The organism is Rhodococcus sp. LW-XY12 (assembly GCF_019317345.1).
In the GTDB taxonomy this organism is placed as follows: Bacteria; Actinomycetota; Actinomycetes; order Mycobacteriales; family Mycobacteriaceae; genus Rhodococcus; species Rhodococcus pyridinivorans.
The window spans coordinates 1,623,462-1,642,265 of sequence record NZ_CP079225.1 but is presented as its reverse complement, the minus strand read 5'-3'; the positions used below and the strand labels follow the sequence as shown (position 1 = coordinate 1,642,265).

At 69.3% G+C, this 18,804-nt stretch carries 21 protein-coding genes; 9 read left to right on the top strand and 12 right to left on the bottom strand.

Features of this window, described 5'->3' with window-relative positions:
- The first annotated feature begins 18 nt into the window (after positions 1–18).
- A complete protein-coding gene (locus tag KXC42_RS07675) occupies positions 19–1,188 on the top strand; it encodes an MFS transporter (protein ID WP_081263462.1) in 1,170 nt (389 codons plus the stop codon).
- A 43-nt stretch (positions 1,189–1,231) separates the two neighbouring features.
- Here the strand turns inward: KXC42_RS07675 and KXC42_RS07670 are convergent, their stop codons facing one another.
- From KXC42_RS07670 to KXC42_RS07660, 3 genes are read right to left on the bottom strand one after another with little or no spacing between them, the layout of a single operon-like run.
- Complete coding sequence (locus KXC42_RS07670; protein ID WP_064061213.1) at positions 1,232–2,656, bottom strand: NAD(P)(+) transhydrogenase (Re/Si-specific) subunit beta; 1,425 nt, start codon at positions 2,654–2,656, stop codon at positions 1,232–1,234.
- Positions 2,656–2,985, bottom strand: coding sequence for an NAD(P) transhydrogenase subunit alpha (locus KXC42_RS07665; protein WP_006552916.1), 330 nt, complete (start codon positions 2,983–2,985; stop codon positions 2,656–2,658). The genes KXC42_RS07670 and KXC42_RS07665 overlap by 1 nt, the downstream gene beginning before the upstream one ends.
- Positions 2,986–4,113, bottom strand: a complete 1,128-nt coding sequence (locus KXC42_RS07660; RefSeq protein ID WP_006552915.1) for a Re/Si-specific NAD(P)(+) transhydrogenase subunit alpha — start codon at positions 4,111–4,113, stop codon at positions 2,986–2,988. It lies immediately after the preceding gene.
- Positions 4,114–4,549: 436 nt separating this feature from the next.
- On the opposite strand from KXC42_RS07660, the gene KXC42_RS07655 reads away from it, so the two are divergent.
- Genes KXC42_RS07655 through KXC42_RS07630 form a run of 6 tightly spaced genes read left to right on the top strand, consistent with a single transcriptional unit; the run spans position 4,550 to position 7,783 of the window.
- Positions 4,550–4,753, top strand: a complete 204-nt coding sequence (locus tag KXC42_RS07655; RefSeq protein WP_006552914.1) for a hypothetical protein — start codon at positions 4,550–4,552, stop codon at positions 4,751–4,753.
- A gap of 22 nt (positions 4,754–4,775) precedes the next feature.
- Positions 4,776–5,540, top strand: a complete 765-nt coding sequence (locus KXC42_RS07650; RefSeq protein WP_219130126.1) for an NAD-dependent deacylase — start codon at positions 4,776–4,778, stop codon at positions 5,538–5,540.
- A 9-nt stretch (positions 5,541–5,549) separates the two neighbouring features.
- The gene (locus KXC42_RS07645; protein ID WP_050993456.1) at positions 5,550–5,990 is read left to right on the top strand and encodes an HIT family protein; all 441 of its coding nucleotides are present in this window, start codon (positions 5,550–5,552) and stop codon (positions 5,988–5,990) included.
- A complete protein-coding gene (locus KXC42_RS07640; protein WP_006552911.1) occupies positions 5,987–6,841 on the top strand; it encodes a maleylpyruvate isomerase family mycothiol-dependent enzyme in 855 nt (284 codons plus the stop codon). The genes KXC42_RS07645 and KXC42_RS07640 overlap by 4 nt, the downstream gene beginning before the upstream one ends.
- A 4-nt stretch (positions 6,842–6,845) precedes the next feature.
- Entirely contained in the window at positions 6,846–7,496 is a 651-nt protein-coding gene (locus KXC42_RS07635) for a Type 1 glutamine amidotransferase-like domain-containing protein (protein ID WP_219130125.1), read from the top strand.
- Positions 7,493–7,783 carry a GNAT family N-acetyltransferase gene (locus KXC42_RS07630; RefSeq protein WP_006552909.1) on the top strand — a complete coding sequence of 97 codons (291 nt, stop codon included), beginning with the start codon at positions 7,493–7,495 and terminating at the stop codon, positions 7,781–7,783. Before KXC42_RS07635 ends, KXC42_RS07630 begins: the two co-directional genes overlap by 4 nt.
- Positions 7,784–7,787: 4 nt before the next feature.
- On the opposite strand, the gene KXC42_RS07625 is transcribed toward KXC42_RS07630, so the two are convergent.
- From KXC42_RS07625 to KXC42_RS07605, 5 genes are all read right to left on the bottom strand, one after another.
- On the bottom strand, positions 7,788–9,443 hold the full coding sequence (locus tag KXC42_RS07625) for an ABC transporter permease (protein ID WP_257606057.1): 1,656 nt from the start codon (positions 9,441–9,443) through the stop codon (positions 7,788–7,790).
- On the bottom strand, positions 9,440–10,393 hold the full coding sequence (locus tag KXC42_RS07620) for an ABC transporter ATP-binding protein (RefSeq protein ID WP_219130124.1): 954 nt from the start codon (positions 10,391–10,393) through the stop codon (positions 9,440–9,442). Before KXC42_RS07620 ends, KXC42_RS07625 begins: the two co-directional genes overlap by 4 nt.
- A gap of 10 nt (positions 10,394–10,403) precedes the next feature.
- The gene (locus KXC42_RS07615) at positions 10,404–11,060 is read right to left on the bottom strand and encodes a TetR/AcrR family transcriptional regulator (protein WP_064851613.1); all 657 of its coding nucleotides are present in this window, start codon (positions 11,058–11,060) and stop codon (positions 10,404–10,406) included.
- Positions 11,061–11,162: 102 nt separating this feature from the next.
- The gene (locus KXC42_RS07610) at positions 11,163–12,701 is read right to left on the bottom strand and encodes a carboxylesterase/lipase family protein (protein ID WP_033098002.1); all 1,539 of its coding nucleotides are present in this window, start codon (positions 12,699–12,701) and stop codon (positions 11,163–11,165) included.
- 93 nt (positions 12,702–12,794) lie between these two features.
- Positions 12,795–13,109 (bottom strand): non-ribosomal peptide synthetase, encoded by a 315-nt coding sequence (locus tag KXC42_RS07605; RefSeq protein WP_228044996.1) that lies wholly within the window; start codon positions 13,107–13,109, stop codon positions 12,795–12,797.
- Positions 13,110–13,450: 341 nt separating this feature from the next.
- On the opposite strand from KXC42_RS07605, the gene KXC42_RS07600 reads away from it, so the two are divergent.
- Positions 13,451–14,485: an alpha/beta hydrolase gene (locus KXC42_RS07600; protein WP_200359842.1), complete on the top strand. Its 1,035-nt coding sequence runs from the start codon at positions 13,451–13,453 to the stop codon at positions 14,483–14,485.
- Between the two features lie 25 nt (positions 14,486–14,510).
- Here KXC42_RS07600 and KXC42_RS07595 read toward each other — a convergent pair whose 3' ends face one another.
- The 3 genes from KXC42_RS07595 to KXC42_RS07585 are packed head-to-tail and all read right to left on the bottom strand — an operon-like array spanning position 14,511 to position 16,575.
- Positions 14,511–14,849, bottom strand: a complete 339-nt coding sequence (locus KXC42_RS07595; RefSeq protein ID WP_006552903.1) for a ferredoxin family protein — start codon at positions 14,847–14,849, stop codon at positions 14,511–14,513.
- Positions 14,846–16,420 (bottom strand): FAD-binding protein, encoded by a 1,575-nt coding sequence (locus tag KXC42_RS07590; protein WP_219130123.1) that lies wholly within the window; start codon positions 16,418–16,420, stop codon positions 14,846–14,848. The genes KXC42_RS07595 and KXC42_RS07590 overlap by 4 nt, the downstream gene beginning before the upstream one ends.
- Positions 16,417–16,575: a hypothetical protein gene (locus tag KXC42_RS07585; protein WP_019288929.1), complete on the bottom strand. Its 159-nt coding sequence runs from the start codon at positions 16,573–16,575 to the stop codon at positions 16,417–16,419. The genes KXC42_RS07590 and KXC42_RS07585 overlap by 4 nt, the downstream gene beginning before the upstream one ends.
- A 231-nt stretch (positions 16,576–16,806) precedes the next feature.
- Here KXC42_RS07585 and KXC42_RS07580 point away from each other — a divergent pair, with 231 nt between their 5' ends.
- Positions 16,807–18,240 carry a hypothetical protein gene (locus KXC42_RS07580; protein WP_006552899.1) on the top strand — a complete coding sequence of 478 codons (1,434 nt, stop codon included), beginning with the start codon at positions 16,807–16,809 and terminating at the stop codon, positions 18,238–18,240.
- Here the strand turns inward: KXC42_RS07580 and KXC42_RS07575 are convergent.
- Positions 18,231–18,761: an O-acetyl-ADP-ribose deacetylase gene (locus tag KXC42_RS07575; RefSeq protein ID WP_033098005.1), complete on the bottom strand. Its 531-nt coding sequence runs from the start codon at positions 18,759–18,761 to the stop codon at positions 18,231–18,233. The two genes, KXC42_RS07580 and KXC42_RS07575, sit on opposite strands and share 10 nt — an antisense overlap.
- Positions 18,762–18,804 lie beyond the last annotated feature (43 nt).

Below are 18,804 nucleotides of genomic sequence, written 5' to 3'. Positions count from 1 at the left end.
TCGGTAGCGTGCCTCCACGTGGTGGATTCGCAACGGACGACGGACCGGCTCACGCACGCCCGGGCGGCGGTGTTCGCGATCTTCGGGCTCAACGGCTTCCTGCTCGCCCTGTGGGTCGTCCACATCCCGGCGATCCGGGAACGGGTGGGCATCGATCACGCGGCACTCGGATCGTTGCTGTTGCTGCTCGCCCTCGGGGCGCTCGGCGGGATGCACGTGACGGGTCGGCTCGCCGACCTGATCGGTAGCCACCGCACGACGATCGTCTTCGCTCTGATGTTGTCCCTGACGGTGGTCGGGCCGGGCCTGGCCGCGGCGCCGTGGCAGCTCGGACTCGCTCTCGCAGTGTTCGGTTTCGCGAACGGCGCGCTGGACGTGTCGATGAACTCCCAGGCGGTCGTGGTCGAACAGCGGTACCGGCGACCGATCATGTCGGCCTTCCACGGGTTGTTCTCCGCGGGCGGGATCGCCGGGTCGCTGGTGGGCGCGGCCGCCCTGGCCGCCGGGGTTCGCCCCGCGCTCACGCTCGCGGTCGCCGGGGTCGTCGCGGCCGCGGTGGTGGGCCGGGCGGGGCCGCGCCTCGTCCGGACGGAGCCGCCGATCCGATCGTCGTCACCGGGGCCCCGGGCCGGTTACTCGCGCCGCGTGGTGCTGCTCGGAGGTGTGGCGTTCGCGCTGATGCTGTGCGAGGGGGTCGCGAACGACTGGAGCGCGCTGCAGGTGCAGGAACGGCTCGGCAGTCCGGAGTCGGTGGCCGCGCTCGCGTTCGGTGCGTTCTCGGCGACCATGACGATCGGGCGCTTCGTCGCCGACCGGGTCACCGCCCGGTTCGGCAGCGCCGCCGTCATCCGATACGGAACGCTGGTCGCCGCGGTCGGGATCGGCGCCGTGGCACTGTCGCCGTGGCTGGTCCTCACACTCGCCGGATGGGCATTGTTCGGCCTGGGGTTGTCCGGTGCCCTCCCGCAGCTGTTCAGCGCCGCGGGCAATCTCGATTCGGGATCCCCCGGCGCGAACATGTCCCGCGTCGTCGGTCTGGGTTATCTGGGTTTCCTGGCCGGCCCTGCGTGCATCGGATGGATCGCCGAGGCGACCTCCCTCACGACGGCGATGGTCGTACCGCTCGCATGCGTGCTCCTCGCCGCACTGCTGGCTCCCGTACTGACGCCGACGGCGCCCACGCGGTGATCCGCGTGGGCGCCGTGACGGAGCAGCGACAGGTCCGGAAGGCCTACAGGGCCTTCAGTTCCTCGGTGACCTCCGAGACCATCTTCTTCGCGTCACCGAACAGCATCGACGTGTTGTCGGCGGTGAACAGCGGGTTGTCGATACCGGCGTAACCGGAGCTCATCGAGCGCTTGAGCACGATGACCGACTTCGACTGGTCGACGTTGAGGATCGGCATGCCGTAGATCGGGCTCGTCGAGTCCAGGCGGGCAGCCGGGTTGGTGACGTCGTTCGCGCCGATGACGATGGTGACATCGGTGCGGCCGAACTCGCCGTTGATGTCGTCCATCTCCTTCATCGCGTCGTATTCGACGTCGGCCTCGGCGAGCAGGACGTTCATGTGGCCGGGCATACGACCGGCGACCGGGTGGATCGCGTACTTGACCTCGACACCGCGGTCCTCGAGCAGCGCTGCCATCTCCTTGACGGCGTGCTGCGCCTGGGCGACGGCCAGACCGTAGCCGGGAACGACGATGACCTGGTTGGCGTACGCCATCTGGATGGCGGCGTCCGAAGCCGAGGTGGCCTTGACCGTGCCACCCGACGCCGAGGCCACACCGGCGGCCGCCTCGCCGCCACCGAAGGCGCCGAAGACGATCGCGGGGATCGACCGGTTCATGGCCTTGGCCATGAGGTTGGTCAGGATGGTGCCCGAGGCGCCGACGATCATGCCCGCGACGATCATGGCCTGGTTGTTCAGCGCGAGACCGGCGGCTGCTGCCGACAGACCGGTCAGGGCGTTGAGCAGCGAGATGACGACGGGCATGTCGGCGCCACCGATCGGCAGCACCACGAACAGACCCATCAGGCCGGCGGCGACGAGCAGCGCCAGGATCCACCACGAGGCCAGCGGGTCACCGTCGGCGCTGATGCCGATGTAGACGGCGATGGCGATCGACGCGAGGACGAGGACGATGTTCGCCAGCTGGAACAGCTTCGCCGACGCGACGAGCTTGCGCTCGAGAGTCTTGTTCAGCAGTTCCTGCAGCTTCGCGAAGGCGACGAGCGAACCCCAGAACGAGATCGAGCCGATGATCGCGGCGAACAGTGAACCGACGATCATGACCACGGTCGGGTCGTCGTCCAACGTCGTGAAGCTGGTGGACTCGAGATATTCGGCCCACGCGATGAGTGCGACGGTGCCACCACCGACGCCGTTGAACAGCGCGACCAGCTGCGGCATGGCCGTCATCTTGGTCTTCAGTGCCGGCGGGACGCCGAGGATGATGCCGACGGCCAGACCGCCGATGATCAGACCCCAGTTCTCCGTGTCACGGATGTCGATGAGCACCGCGACGACCGCGATGAACATACCGACGGCGGCGATGTAGTTGCCGCGGACTGCGGTCTTCGGGCCCGTCAGACCCGACAGACCGTAGATGAACATCGCGAAGGCGATGATGTACAGGACCGAGACGAGGTAGCCCATCAGGCGTCAGCCCCCTTCTTCTGTGCAGCCGGGGAGTCCTTGCGCTGCTTGAACATCCCGAGCATGCGGTCGGTGACGACGAAGCCACCGACGACGTTCAGGGTGCCGAAGACCAGAGCGACGAACAGGATGATCTTGATGCCCCAGTGGGCATCACCGGGGAGATGACCGAGCACGACGAGAGCGCCGAGCACGACGATGCCGTGGATCGCGTTGGTGCCCGACATCAGCGGCGTGTGCAGCGTGTTCGGCACCTTGGAGATGACGGCGAAACCGACGAATCCGGCCAGGACCAGAATCGCGATGTTCGCGAGTAATTCGTTGTACATCTAGGAGTTCTCCTTCGAACGCGTCACGCAGGCGGCCTCGAGGATCTCGTCGGAGAAGTCCGGGGCCAGGGCACCCGACTCGTCGAGGAGCAGCTCGATCAGCGCGTACACGTTCTTCGAGTAGAGCTCGGAGGCATGCTCCGGCATCGTCGCGGGCAGGTTGAGCGGCGAGCAGATGGTCACGTCGTGCTTGACGACGGTCTGCCCCGGCTCGGTGAGTTCGCAGTTGCCGCCGGTCTCGCCGGCGAGGTCGACGATGACCGAACCCGGCTTCATCCCCTCGACCGCGGCGGCGGTCACCAGGCGCGGCGCCGGGCGGCCCGGCACGAGCGCTGTGGTGATGACGACGTCGAAGCCCTTGATGGCGTCTTCGAGCGCCTGCTGCTGCTGGGCCCGCTCGGCCTCGGTGAGCTCGCGTGCGTAGCCGCCCTCACCCGCGGCGTCGATGCCGAGGTCGAGCCACTGGGCACCGACCGACCGGACCTGGTCGGCGACCTCGGGACGCACGTCGTAACCGGTGGTGCGGCCACCGAGACGCTTCGCCGTGGCCAGCGCCTGCAGACCCGCGACGCCCACCCCGAGCACCAGCACGGTCGCCGGCTTCACGGTGCCGGCGGCGGTGGTGAGCATCGGGAAGAAGCGGGTGGATTCGCTCGCCGCGACCAGCACGGCCTTGTAGCCGGCGACGTTCGCCTGCGACGACAGGGCATCCATGACCTGCGCGCGGGAGATACGCGGAATGGCCTCGACGGCGTACGCCTCGACTCCGGCCTGCGTGAGGGCGCCGATCTGGTTGTCTGCGTTGCGCGGGGCGAGGAAGCCGATCAGGCGCTGGCCGGACTTCAGGTGGGCGATCTCGGCGTCGCTCGGCGGAGCGACCTTGACGACGATGTCGGCGGACCAGGCGTCGCCGACGGTCGCGCCGGCTTCCTTGTAGGCCGCATCCGGAATCAGCGCGCCCTGGCCGGCACCGGACTCGACGACGACGTCGAGACCCTTGCCGATCAAGGAGGGCACGATCTTCGGCACGAGCGCGACCCGCCGTTCCCCGTCGTTCGTCTCACGAACCACGCCGACGGTCGGACGGCGGTGCGCTCCGCTCCCCGTGTTCGATCCTTCGGTACTCAATTCTTGACTCCTGCGTCGATGAAAGTGCGCGTCGTGCCGCGATCGGCGGCGAAAGATGCGTTATCGAAGGCCATGTGACGGCCTGTCATGCACTGAAAGGCTTAAGCAGACCTACCGTGCCCTCCCGTGACCTCGCAACCTGGTCAGATCATCTGAATCGAGTCCGAACAGCAAGACGGCGCAAGTTTGTGAGGCAGCTCACCTCACAAATGCCATTTTCCTCCGGTGAGCAAGACCGTGCAGGACGATCGGAATCGGTCCCGAAAACGGCCCGGGAGCGGCCCCCGATGCGAAAGAAGGCGGAGTGCAAACAGATTCGTTCCGTGTGTACCGAACGGCGGTGTGTACCGATTCAGAACACTTCGGAATCGATTCAGATACTCGGTCACCGGACCCGGCCTTTGCGCTCGTCCGGCAGCCCGCGTAGGGGGTGTCCGTGACACACGAACCTCGGAAGGACCCCGCGAACGACACGCCCGCCGACTTCACGGTCGACGACGACCCCGGCACGGCCGACCTCGGCGGCGACCCGGTCTGCTGGCTCCATCTCCTCTGCCCCGACTGCGGGGCGATGCTCACCTCCGAGGAGGAACCGTGCCCGCGATGCGGCAGGGAGCACCCGATCCCGGATCCCTCCTGACCCGAGCACCTAACCTGGCCCCATGAACGTGCCGGAACCCGTCCTCGACCTCGCCCGCTCGGCCCGCCGCGTCGCCGTCCTCACCGGCGCCGGGATGTCCGCCGAGAGCGGTGTCCCCACCTTCCGCGATGCGCAGACCGGACTGTGGGAGAACTTCGACGCCACCGCCCTCGCCACACCAGCGGCGTGGGCGGACGATCCCGCGACGGTCTGGGCCTGGTACCAGTGGCGGGTCGCGCTCGTCCGGCGCGTACAACCCAATGCCGGACACCGGGCCCTCGCCGACTGGGCACGGGCGGCGCACGTGCAGATCGTGACGCAGAACGTCGACGACCTTCACGAGCGGGCCGGAAGCCACGAGGTCACCCATCTGCACGGAAGCCTGTTCGCCCCGCGGTGCAGCCGGTGCGAGCGTGCCGTCGACCTCCCCGATCCGCCGGAGGATCCCGTCGCCCGTCTCGATCCGCCGTCGTGCCCCGCATGCGGAGGCGACGGCCGGCCGGGCGTCGTGTGGTTCGGCGAGATGCTGCCGCAGGAACCGTGGGAGACCGCGACCGAGTCCCTGCGCGAGGCCGACCTGCTGCTGGTCGTCGGCACCTCGGGCGTCGTCTACCCGGCGGCCGGCCTGCCGTCGCTCGCGCGCAGTCACGGCGTGCCGGTGGTACAGATCGATCCGCGCGAGACCGATCTGAGCGATCAGGTCGACCATGCTTGGCGCACCACGGCCGCCGTGGGTCTTCCCGCACTCGTGGACGCGCTGGGGATCGGGACCGACACACCGCGTTAAGGTGGCCCGGTGAGTTCGTGTGTGTTCTGCGCCATAGCCGACGGCAGCGGTCCGGCGACACGGGTGTACGAGGACGACGAGGTAGTGGCCTTCCTCGACATCCGGCCGATCGCGCGCGGGCACACCCTCGTGATCCCGCGCGTGCACGCCGCACGCCTCGAGGACCTCGATCCGGCGTCGGGCGCGGCCGTCTTCCGCGCCGGACAGCGGATCGCCCGGGCGATGACCCGTTCCGAACTCGCCACCGACGGAACCAATCTCGTCCTGAACGACGGACGGGCAGCCTTCCAGACCGTCTTCCACACCCACCTGCACGTCCTGCCCCGCTGGAACGGCGATCGTGTCCGGATGGGTATCGGTCTGGTCCGCCGTCGACCCCACGACCCCGAGACCACCGCGGCACTCATCCGCGCCGGTCTCGAACGTCTCACCGCCGAGGAGCACCAGTGACATCGCAGCCCGACACCACCCCCGATACCTCCGCTGCCGAGTTCCCGATCGACACGATCCGGCCGCTGCTGCTCGAGCAGTTCGCCGTGCTCGACGATCTGCTCTCGGGACCGACCGAGGACGAGTGGACCACCGCCACCTGCCTACCGGGATGGACGGTCAAGGACATCACTGCGCATCTCATCGGCACCGAGTCGATGCTCGCGGGCATCGAAGCGCCGCGCATCGAACGCGACGTGCGCTCGTTCGACCACGTCCGCAACGACATCGCGGCCTTCAACGAGCTGTGGGTGGAGTCGCTGCGTCCCGTCCCCGGCCCGGACGTGCTCGAGCGCTACCGGGAGATCGTCGCCCTGCGCACGGAGCAACTCGGCGCGATGACACAGGCGGACTTCGGGAAGCAGTCGAACACTCCCGTCGGGCCGGCGCCCTACGGACGCTTCATGCGGATCCGCGTGTTCGACTGCTGGCTCCACGAACTCGACATCTGCGACGCTCTCGGCAGGACGGGCAGCGAGGGCGGCCCGCGTGCCGAACTCGGATCCGCGGAGGTCTTCGGTGCGGTTCCGTTCATCGTGGGCAAGCGCGGCAAGGCCCCCGAGGGAGCACGCATCACGATCGAGCTCTCCGGTCCCCTCGCACGCACCGTCCACGTCGAGGTGCACGGACGGGCAACCGAGGTCCCGGCCCTCTCCGAACCGGCCACCACGACGATCGCGATGGACTCGGGACTGTTCGTTCGGCTCGCCGGAGGACGCGTGCGCGCCGAGGACCGGATCGACGAGATCACCCTCGGCGGCGACACCGAGGTCGGGCGCCGCATCGTCGACAACCTCGCGTTCACGATCTGACGTCGTGCGGCTGTTCCTGTCCTCCTACCGGTTCGGCGCCGACCCGGACGCCTTCGTCCGTCTGGTGGCGCCGGGCCGGATCGCGGTGATCGCGAACGCCGCCGACGCGTGGCCGGCCTCCGCCCGCGCGGCGGCGGTCACGAGCGAGATGGGCCCGCTGCGGTCGCTCGGCTTCGCTCCGGAGGAGGTGGATCTGCGCGATCACCTCGACGATCCCGACTCGCTGCGGCAGCGACTGTCGGGCTTCACGTCCGTGTGGGTGCGCGGCGGCAACACTTTCGTCCTGCGAGCGCAATTGGCCCGCAGCGGAGGCGATACCGTGCTCACGGATCTGGTGAGCGACAACCGTCTCGTGTACGGGGGCTACAGCGCCGGGGCCTGTGTCGCCACACCGTCGCTGCGCGGCATCGAGTTCTCCGACGACCCCGACGAGGTCGCCGCGACCTGCGGTGTCCCGGTGGTGTGGGACGGACTCGGCTGGGTCGAGCACGCGATCGTGCCGCACGCCGGTGACTCGATGCTGGCCGACGACGGGATACAGCGGACCCTGCTGTACCTGCGCGAGCACGGCGTCGAGCACGTGGCGTTGACCGACGACGACGCGATCGTCGTCGACACTCCTCCAGAGCACGCCCCGAGTACGGTGACATCATGACGCAGAACATCGACGGCACCGAACCCCGGATCGAGCACGATGCCGACAAGGCCCGCTTCGCGCTCTATCTCGGCGACGACCTCGCGGCCTACGCCGACTACACGCAGCACGGCGACCTGCGGGACTTCGACCACACCGTCACCGACCCGCAGTTCCGCGGTAAGGGTCTCGCCGGGATCGTGGTGAAGCACGCCCTCGACGAGACCAAGAAGCAGGGACTGAAGATCGGTACGTCCTGCTCGTACGTCGAGAAGTTCGTCTCCGAACATCCCGAATACCGCAACTGATCCGTCACACCTGCACGTCGCGGCGGCGGAAACCCACGATCGCCGCTGCGACGAGCAGCACCGCCGCGACCGCCTGGATGATCAGCGGCATCGCCGTCGCGTTCTCTGCGGGCACCAGCGGGATGTGCGAGAACGGCGACAGTGCGACGAGTTCGTCGGGTAGGTCGAGCATCTCGCCGAGCCACGCGACGAACACCGTCCACACCACCAGCACCCACACCAGCCCGGTCGCGCGCGGCACGCAGCCCAGCAGCGCGAACGCCACGCCGACGACGAGGATCGCCGCCGGCGCGTAGGCCAGGGACGCCGCGATCATCCGCAGCACCCACGCCCAGTCGCCCACCGCGAGTGCGACCCCCAGTCCGGTCGCGGCGCCGGAGACGAGCAGCGCCACGACCGTCTGGACGACGATCACACCGAGTGCCGCGGACAGCCATGCGCTGCGCCCGGTTCCGGTGATGATCACGAGACCGGACCGTCCGCCGTCCTCCTCGCTGCGCATTCGCACCACCGCGGACACACCGAAGGCGGTGGCGCCGAGGGCGAGGAACATCAGCATCATCCCGGCGAAGGAGGCGGTGAGGGCGTCGGGATCCACGCCGACCATGTCCAGCACCTGAGGCATCTCGTCGATGAGATCCTCCACGGAACTGGCGAGGGCGCCCATCGCGACACCGAACAGCACCAGTCCCGTCAGCCATCCCACGAACGCTCCGCGCAGCAGGCGCCGGATCAACCCCACCGGACCGAGCAACGCGGAATCGGCCTCGGCGGGGCCTGGTTTCGGCGCCCGTAGACCGGCTCCGAGGTCGCGGCGCCGCGACAGCGCAACGGCGACGGTGAGCAGCACGACCGTCGTGGCGACGGACAACAGCAGCGGCCACCACCGCTCGTCGACGTAGAGCCGGGTCTGCTGGGCCCAGGCGATCGGCGAGAGCCACGACAGCCACGACCCGGTGGCCTCGATGATGTCGCCGGCTCCGCGGACGAAGAAGGCCGCGGCGAGCACTGCGAGCGCGGTGCCCGTGGCCGAGCGGGAGTGCTCGCCGAACTGGGCGGTCACCGCGGCGACTGCGCCGAAGAGCACCCCGGTGACGGCGGAGGCCACACCGAAGGCGATCGAGCCGACGACATCGAGCCCGCCGGCGATGAGCGCGACGGTGATGCCGGTACCCACCACGAGATTCGCGACCGAGACCAACAGCAGGGCGGCCGCCGGCGGGGCGTAGGCCCCGACGGGCAGAGCCCGCAGGAGTTCGAGCCGGCCGGATTCCTCCTGCGCTCGGGTATGCCTGACGACGAGCAGGATGCTCATGATCGCCGTCGCGACGAAGACGGTCAGACTCAGCTCGTTCGCAGTCATCGCCCCGAGCGTGTAGTTGTCGATCCCGTAGGCCGGTCCCGTCATGAGCACGGCTGCCGGATTCTCCAGCAGGGCCGCGCGGGCCTGCCGGGAGGCCTCGTCGGGATAGACCGCGGCCAGGCTGAGGACGGTCGACCACACCGTGAGGGCGAGCGCGAGGGTCCAGACGGTGATCCGCACGCGGTCCAATCGCAGGTAGAACCGCAGCAGTGTGCCGAGCCCGGTGAACGGTGCCGCGGACGTCGCGGAGGTACCGCTCGGGGTCGGCACTGCTGTCGGTGTCGTCGTGGTCATCATGAGGACACCTCCTCCACGGCACCGGCACCGGCACCGGCACCGTTCCCGTCACCGGTGTCGAAGGTGTCGCCGTAGTGCCGCATGAACAGCTCTTCGAGTGACGGGGGTGTGATGGTGAGGTTCTCGACGCCGAGTCCGCCGAGTTCCTGCAGGACCGGTGCGAGGGCGGTGTTGTCGACGTCGAACGCGAGCCTGCCGTCGTCGGTGGAGAGGTCGTGGACTCCGGAGAGCCCGGCCAGTCGCTCGGCAGGGGCGGCGGTCGTGGCCCGCACGGACGAGCGGGTCAGGTGCCGCAGTTGTGCGAGGGTGCCGGTCTCGACGTCGCGTCCGGCCCGGATGATCGTCACCGTGTCGCAGAGCTTCTCGACCTCGGCGAGGATGTGGCTGGACAGCAGCACGGTCGCGCCGCGGTCGCGGAGCCCTCGCACCTCGTCGGTGAAGACCGCCTCCATGAGCGGGTCGAGACCCGAGGTGGGTTCGTCGAGCAGGTAGAGCTCGGCGTCCGATGCGAGGGCGGCGACGAGTGCGACCTTCTGCCGGTTGCCTTTCGAGTAGGTGCGGGCCTTCTTCGTCGGGTCGAGTTCGAACCGTTCGAGGAGTTCGGCGCGACGACGCGTGCGCGCCTCTCCCCCGCGGATGCGGGTGAGGACGTCGATGATCTCGCCCCCGGTGAGGGTGGGCCACAGATTCGTGTCGCCGGGCACGTACGCGAGTCGGCGGTGGATCGCGACGGCGTCGGTCCACGGGTCGAATCCGAGGACACGGGCGGTGCCGGAATCGGCACGCAGCATTCCGAGCAGCACGCGGATCGCCGTGGACTTGCCGGCGCCGTTCGGTCCGAGGAATCCCGCGACGGTGCCGCGTTCGACGGTCATCGAGAACCCGTCGAGAGCTCTGGTGGTTCCGAATGTCTTGACGATGTCGCGGATTTCGATAAGAGGGGTGTCCATCTTTCCTCCGTCAGGAGTCGGGGGGTGCCTCACGCGCTGCCAGACAGGCGTCGAGAAGGGTCGAGTCCGTCAGCAACGGCTCGGTGTAGAGCTCGAGCATCGGCAGCGCGAGGCGTTCGGTGTAGGCGCGCAGCCTGGCAGGAAAGGTTTCGAGGTCGAGGTATTCGTCGGGACCGGGAAGGTCCATGAGCACGGCGCCGACGCTGAACGAGATGAGGGCACGTGCTCGTTCGGAGGGGAACCGGCTGGGCCGCACGGTTCCGGCGGCCACAGCCTCCTCGAGATAGGCCTCGGTGTCGGCGACGAGCCGGTCGAGGAAGTCGGCGGCGGGGGCGCCGCCGGTCCGGAGGGTGCGGAAGAGGTAGGCGACCGTGGTCGCGTAGTTCTCGATGTGTTCCATCTGGTCGTTCAGCGCGGCCGGTCCGACCTTCGGGTCGAGGACGGCACTCTTCGCCTGCCGGATCCCGTCGAGCACGTACCGGTCGCAGTGTTCCTTCAATCCGGCGCGGGATCCGAAATGGTGCACGATCAGCGAGGCGCTGACGCCGCACTCGGCGGCGATGGTCCGCAGCGGCACGCCGACCCCGTACGCGGCGATGCACCGGATGGCAGCGTCGCGGATCCGTGCACGGGTGGTGAGGTCGTCACCGGCGGCAATTGAATGCACGTTTCAAGGATTGCACACGTGTTCAACCCGGTCAACGCACCGTATGTGTCATCTCACGGCATGTGCCATCGGAGCACGTGCCGCACCGGTGCGCGGGCGCGCTCAGGTGAAGGCCATGACCTCGGTACCCCAGACCCGGCGCATCTCGCCGTCCGGATCCGACTCGACCCTGTCCGTGGAGTCGATGAGCAGGGTCGAGCGTTCCTCCGCCTCGTACTGCGGCCAGTGCTTCGAACCGTCCAGTGCCGCCGGCACACCGTGGTGCGCGAACGCGAACCAGCGCCGCTGCACACGACCGGAGACCTCACCGGCGGCCTTGCGGCCGCCGAGCCAGAAGGACGGATCCCGGCCGAGAGTGCCGAAATTTCCGAAGACATATGGCAATTCGGTCGCGTGCCCGGCTCCGATCCGGGCGGCCTTGAGCATCGGGGTGGCGTGGTCGAAGCGGTACACCCAGGTCGGCGAATGCGCGCTGTGCGCTTCGGCGACCCACAGCACCGGCATGCGGAAACCGGCGTCCCGCGAGAGCGCCATCGCCCCGATGGGTTTGGGCAGGTCGGGATACGCCGCGACGATCTCGGCGAGTCGCTCGGCAGGCAGATCCGTCCGGTCGTCGGCCAACGCCGCCAACATGGCCTGCACCGCCGTGTCGTCGACGGGCATCAGCGGGGACTTCATGAAGCGGAAGATGGACGGCTCGTCCTTGTTCGAGCCGATGATCAGCGGGATCCGGTGCGACAGCCCCTTCTGGAAGGCCGCGACCGGATATTTCGGCACCAGGCCGCGGTCGACGACCGGTGTCATGGCGAGCGTCCCCGGCACCTTCGTCGGAGTCTCGGCGACGAGCACCTCCGACGCCTCGACCAGCGTGTCGGTCGACATCGTGAGTAGTTCGGCGGCCCGGGACGGCGACAGGTCGAGGATCTCGAGGAAGCGCTGTGCAACGGTCGCGGCACGGTCGCTGCCGTACACCGAGGTGGCGGGCGGCGACTGGGCGATCGCACGATGGAAGAGGCCCTTGGCCCTCGGGACCGTCATGAGCGTGGTGATCGACCCCGCACCCGACGATTCGCCGAAGAGCGTCACGCAGTCCGGATCGCCACCGAAGTCGGCGATGCAGTCGCGCACCCATTCGAGGGCGGCGATCTGGTCCCGGAGGCCGACGTTGGATTCGAAGGTGGTCCCGGGCGTGGAGAAGGACGACAGGTCGAGGAAGCCGAGCGCGCCGAGCCGGTAGTTGATCGTGACGATCACGACATCGCCGCTCTCGCACAGGTTTCGGCCGTCGTAGATCTTCTGACCGGAGTAACCGAGCACGTAGGCGCCACCGTGGATCCAGACCATGACGGGGCGTCGGCGTCCGTCGGGCGACGGCGCCCAGATGTTGAGCGAGAGACAGTCCTCGCTCAACGTCATCTCGGGGTCGATCCCGATCGGGCTCTGTCGGCTCTGCGGAGCTATCGGTCCGAACCGTGCGCCGTCGAGGACGCCGTCCCACGGTTCCGGCGGTAGCGGCGCTCGAAACCGCCGGGAACCGGTCGGGGCCGCGTACGGGATGCCCTTCCAGACGTAGACCTCGCCGTCGCGATACCCCCGGACCTCGCCGTACTTGCAGGCGACGGTGAGCGTGTCGTCGTCCATGTGACCTCCCACCCGAACCGGTACCGCCGTGCAGCACCGATCACTTCGTTCGTCGACCTACCGATTCAATGATGGTGGATACCGGGCGGTTCGTCAGCCGGCCGCGGAAAGAGGCGCGGGGGCCACGCAGTCGACGAGGTCGATCACGAGTGCGTCGAGCACGTTGCGCAGGTCGCCGCGCGCCGAGTCGGCCAGCGCCGGGAAGACGGTGGCGAGCGCGATGGGCACGAGCGAGGCCTGTCCCAGCAGGATCCCCATGGCCGCATCGAGCTTGACGACCTCATCGTGCAAGCGGGCGTAGGTGGTGGTGTCCATGCCGTGCGCCACGGCGATCCGGTCGGGCTCGCATGCCGCGGCGTCCGCCACCATCCGGGGCAGGTCCGCCGCGGTGATCTCGTCGGCACTCATGCTTGCAACGTCGAATTTACGCAACATCTCGCCTTCGTTCGTCCCCCAGGAGCGACGCCGGGCCGCGCGCCGCAGTCGAAACATACAGTCAGTGTGGCCCGAAAAGTACGGGATGTGTAGAAGGTCCGGAAAACTTTTTGCACTGCCGGTACCTGACAGAAGGTACATCGCCGAGAACCCGCCTCCGCCCGGAATCGTCACTCTGAGACCAGGACCACAACGATTGCTCAGCAAACCCTCGCGACCTGGATGAACGGGCGTATCCTCGTAAATCCGAAGTTCGTGCAGCCACCCCGACCGGGTCCGACCACGACTCCGGGCAGACCGAGGAGGTGCCGGTCATGAGCGTCGCCCGCACCGAGTTGCTCCCTCTGCCCGCGCACCACGCGACCGCGCGCGAGTTCGCGGGGGTGAGCACTCGGTCCCGTGCCTTGTCCTTCTCGGTGCGCCGTACCGTGCGGCCGTTCATCGAGGCATGGTCGTACGCCCCGACCCTCCCCTGGCCGGCGTCGGCGATAGACCACCTCGCGTTCCCTCTCGTGCCCGTGCCCGGCACACACCGCCGGCGAGTCGACCTACCGATGTGCCCGGCGGAACTGCTCTGGGCGCAGGGTGCCGCACCCCCGGCCGCGCAGGTCGGTATGGACGGCACCGCCGTCGGGGGCGGTATGGACGGCACCGCCGTCCTGTACCTGCACGGCGGCGCGTTCCTGTGCTGCGGCCTCACCACGCACCGTCATCTGGTCTCCCGCATCTCCGCCACCACCGGCGCGCCGGTCCTGGCCGTCGGTTACCGCATGCTGCCCCGCCATCCGATCCGGCGCGCGGTCGAGGACGGCCTCGACGGACTGCGCTGGCTCGTGGCGCACGGCCACCCGGCCGAGCGTGTCGTGATCGCCGGGGATTCCGCCGGCGGCTTCCTCACCTTCGCCGTCGCCCACGAAGCCGTACGACTCGGCATCGGCCGCCCGGCCGGCACCGTCGCACTGTCGCCCCTCACCGATCTCGACCCGCGGGGCAAACTCGACCATCCCAACTCGCACCGGTGTGCCGTCTTCCCGCGACGCGCCGTCGCTGTGCTGTCCACCCTCGTCGAACGCGCCGAACGCCTCGGCGGCGAAGGCGCCGAACCGGTCCCCTCCCCCGTCGATCTCGATCTGTCGGAGATGCCTCCCGCACTCATCCAGACCGGATCCGAGGAGATGACCTACGTCGACGCCGAGCTGATGGCCCGGCGACTGCAACTCGCCGGGGTCTCCGCCGAACTCCAGGTGTGGGAGAAACAGGTGCACGCCTTCCAGGCCGCGGCGGGGGTCGTCCCGGAGAGCGGCCGCGCGATCGCCGAGATCGGCCGCTTCGTGCGTGAACTGCGGTGAACCCGCTCCCCGGGTGCCGCTGCCCTCAGGCCCGGCCCGTGAACAGGTCGTTGCGGTCCTCACGGGCACCGGCTCGTCGTCCCCGACCCCATCCGACGACGGCGCGGTAGCGCCCGAGCGCACCGGACTCCGTGAGCGCATCGACGTCCCGGTGTGGCGAATCCTCGCTCACCGCAGCCGAATAGGGTGCGACGTAGAGAGCGTCGGCGGGGCAGTTGACCTCGCACATGAAGCAGGTCTGGCAGTCCTCCTGGTGCGCGACAACGGGAAGCCCGTCGGGTGCACGCTCGAAGACGTCGGTCGGGCACACCGCGATGCAGATGTCGCACGAGATGCACCGCTCCGCGACGATCACCTCGATCATCGGTTCGCTCCTCGTCGCACGAGGTGTCCTTCGGCACGGACGTCCACGCGGTCCAGACCGCTCGTCACGAGGCGGTACTGCAGGTCGGGGTCGGTGTCCGGGTGGTCGGTGCGCACGTGCATGCCCCTCGTCTCCGTACGCGCGAGGGCGGTGCGGCTCACCCACCGGGCGACGGCGAGGAGCGCGGCACCGGACCGGGCTCGTACCAGCTCCCGCCCTCGTCCGCCGAGCACGACGGGCGCCGCGGTCCACGCGTCGTCGAGTGCGGCGATGCTGTCCTCGAGACTGCGGGCCGTCCGCCGGAAACTACGTCGGAGCGGGAGCGTGTGCTCCTGCACCAGGCCGATGATCGCGCGGGTCGCGGCGCGGTCCGGGTCACCCTCGAGGCCGACCCCGCCGATCGGTCTCGCCACGTCCGGGACACCGCGGTTCCGGGCGAACTCTGCGGCGGCCGCCCCGGACCACGAACCCGACGACATCGCCCAGGCCCCGTTGTGACTGCCTCCACCGCTGCGGCCCCCGGTGATCAGCTCGCGCGTGGCGACGTCGCCGGCGGCGAACAGACCAGGGACCGTCGTGCTGCAGTCCGTCCCGGTGATCCGTAGGCCACCGGTACCGCGCACCGTTCCCTCGAGGACCGCCCGCACCGGGTACATCTCGGTGAACGGGTCGATCCCGGCCTTGTCCAGAGGCAGGAAGTAGTTGGGCTGGGAACGACGCATCGCTTCGCGGTGGTCGGGATGTGCCCGGTCGAGACGGGCGTGGACCGGGATACCGTCGAGCAGGTACCGCATGGCGGTCGCGCGGTCGTCGCCGAGCCGCACACGGGCGTCGTCGTAGAACGTCGCGAACTGCATGAACAGTCCCTTCGTGTGCCCACTCCAGGAAGGCGCGAGCGCGTAGGCCGAGGAGAACTCCATCCCGGAGAACTCGGCACCGGCCTCGGCGGCCATGAGGTGACCGTCGCCGGTGTCGACGTCGGTACCGAAGCTGCCGGAGAGGAAGGCACAGCCTCCCGTGGCGAGGACGACCGCACCGGCACGCGCCGTCCACGGCTCGTACCCCTGCCGGCGGTGGACACCGGTCGCGCCGGCCACCGCACCGTCGGTGTCGACGAGCAGCTGCAGGGCGGGCGACTGATCCAGGATGCGCACGCCGGCGCGGTGGACGAGGCGGCGCATCCGCCGCATGTACTCGGGTCCCTGCACGCTGCTGCCCCGGCGACGTCCGGTCTCCGGGTCCACGCCGAAGGGATAACGGCCGTGGACGGCGAGGTCGTCGACGCGTCGATAGGTCTCGTCGAGCACCCGGTGCATCCAGGCGGGATCGGAGAGCAGTCCCCCTTCGATGTGGCGGCGGTCGACGGCCGCGGCGCGCTCGGGTCCGGGCGGCAGGTACCAGAGGTTGTTGCCGCCGGACGCGGTCGGGCCGCTCGTCCCGCAGTAGCCCTTGTCGGCGAGGACCACGCGACTCCCGGCCCGGGCGGCCGCGAGCGCCGCCCAGGTACCGGCCGGTCCCCCGCCGAGCACGAGGACGTCGGTGTCGATCTCCGTCCCGTCGCTGACGGTCATATCGACACGCGGATCGCGTAGTCCGCCACCGCATCTGCGGTGCATTCGGCCACCCCGGCCGATATGGCGACGATCTCCACGAACGGATCTGCCGACTGTACTGCGGGGATGCGGGCCGGCAGCGTCCGGACGAGACGGATGATGGCGTCGATCATGCGTCGATGGTCGACCATCTCCGGACGGATCGACACGGTTTCGCTCGCCGGGATCGGAACACTCCGGCGGGCCGTCGGCGGCCGAGAACCGTGCGCTCGCGCGGGCCGCCGGCGGCCGCGCACCGTGCGCTCCGGCGAGCTGTCGCTCGTGCGACCGAGCGGAGGAATGCCTGTCGGTACCGGCGACTAGTCTTTCTCTCGGCTCGACCGCACAGAGAAGGGGGTCCGATCATGGCCGACGCGCAGACCCGGTTCGACCAGGACGTCGATGCGGCCTGGCGCGAGTTCCGCACGCGCCTGGCCGACCATGTCGCGGCCATGAGCGACGGCGACGGCCTGGTCCTCGAACCCTTCACCGACGAGGCCGGCGGCCCGGCGGGGCCGTGCGTGCAGTTCTACGCGTGGGGAGACCGGCTCGTCCGCTGCGAGGTCCCGTCCAACGCCCACCTCGCCCCCGACCGGCACCTCACGCCGGTCGACGAGCAGATGCTCCTCGAACTCGGGCTGAAGGCGCCCTCCCGCGGACCGGACGATCCGGAGGACGACGGATCCCCGGCGTTCTGGATCGATCGTCCGGGCAGCTGGGCCGATCAGCTCGCCGTCATCGCCGTGCGTGCCCTGCGCTCGGTGTGGGGCGTTCCCCATCCCCTCTTCCTGCGGGCCGAGACATTCGGGACGGAGCGCTCGGTCGCCGAGCTCACCTCGTTCCTCGTGCCCGAGACGCCGCAGGCCGGTCGCACGCAGGCCCCGGAGGTGCCGCTCGCGGTCGTCCCCAGCGGCGACGACCACGTGCGCGAACTGATCGAATCCACCCTGCACGAGCGGATCGACGATCTGCCCGCCTGGGACGAGGACGGCGATCTCGTCCTGCGGATCGCCGGGGTCCTGGTGTTCGTCGGTGTCGGCCCCGGAGGCGGCACCGTCGACCTGTTCGCACCGATCGTCCATTCCATCACCGGACGCACGCGGGCCGCCGAGATCTGCGTCGACCTCAACCGCCGGTGGCCGCACCTGAAGTTCGTGCTGGTCGACGACCGCCTCGCGATCGTCGACCACGTTCCGGCCGCGCCGTTCGCTCCGGCGCACCTGCTCGGATCGCTCGAGACCATCACTCGGTTCCTCGACACCGTCGACAGTTCGTTCGCCACCCATATCGGTGGCTCGCTGCTGCGCGATCAGGGATTCGACGGGGCGACGGGTGGTGCGGCCGATCCGCCCTGGGGCGACGTCTCGCAGTTACCCGACGCCGAGGACGATCTGCCGGTGGCCCTGCTCGCGGTGCGCGACTTCCATCTCGACGGCGCGACCGATGTCGCCGCGAGCACCGTCGCGGCGATCGGCGATCGCAATCCCGAGCAGTTGCGGCGGTTCCTCACCATCAGCACCGAACTGCAGGTGTGGTGGGACGGCGAGTCGCAGACCCGCGAGGCGGCGCTCAACACCGACGGTGCTCGCGAGGCACGGGCGCGGGCACTCGAATGGGAGGCGACGAGCCGCTCGCTCGCGGAGGCCCTGCAGTTCCTCGAACAGGGCGAGGGCACCGATTCGGCCGGCTCACGCGCGTCGAAGCCGAGCGCCGGCCGTGAGTCGGCGCCCGAGCAGCCCGCACTGTTCGACAACCCCGACGAACCGACCCTCTTCGACGGCTTCGGCGATTACTCCTGAGCCGATCCCGCCCGGGACACGGCGCGACGGAGCGCGTCGACAGCGGCGTTGTCGAGGCCGACGAGTACGACGGTCTCCACGCCCGTCTGTGTCTCCCGGATGGTGGTGACGGCCTGCAGGGCGGCGTCGTCGAGCGGCCAGCCGTAGACGCCGGCCGAGACGAGCGGGAACGACACCGTACGGGCACCGAGATCGTGCGCGACGAGCAGACTGTTGTGGTACGCCGAACGCAGGATCCCGGATCGGTCCTCGTGCGCCGACCACACCGGGCCCACGGTGTGGATCACCCATCGCGCCGGGAGACGCCCAGCGGTTGTCGCCACTGCACGGCCCGGTTCGAGTCCGTCGGGTAGCGAGGTCGCGCGGAGTGCGCGGCAGGCCGCGAGGATCTCCGGGCCTCCGGCCCGGTGGATCGCACCGTCCACTCCCCCGCCACCGAGCAGGGAGGAGTTCGCGGCGTTGACGATCGCATCCACCGCGATGGTGGTGATGTCGCCGTGCGCGATGTCGAGAGCGGTCACCCTGTCGACCCTATGTTCCGCACGCTGCCCCCGAGTCGTTTTG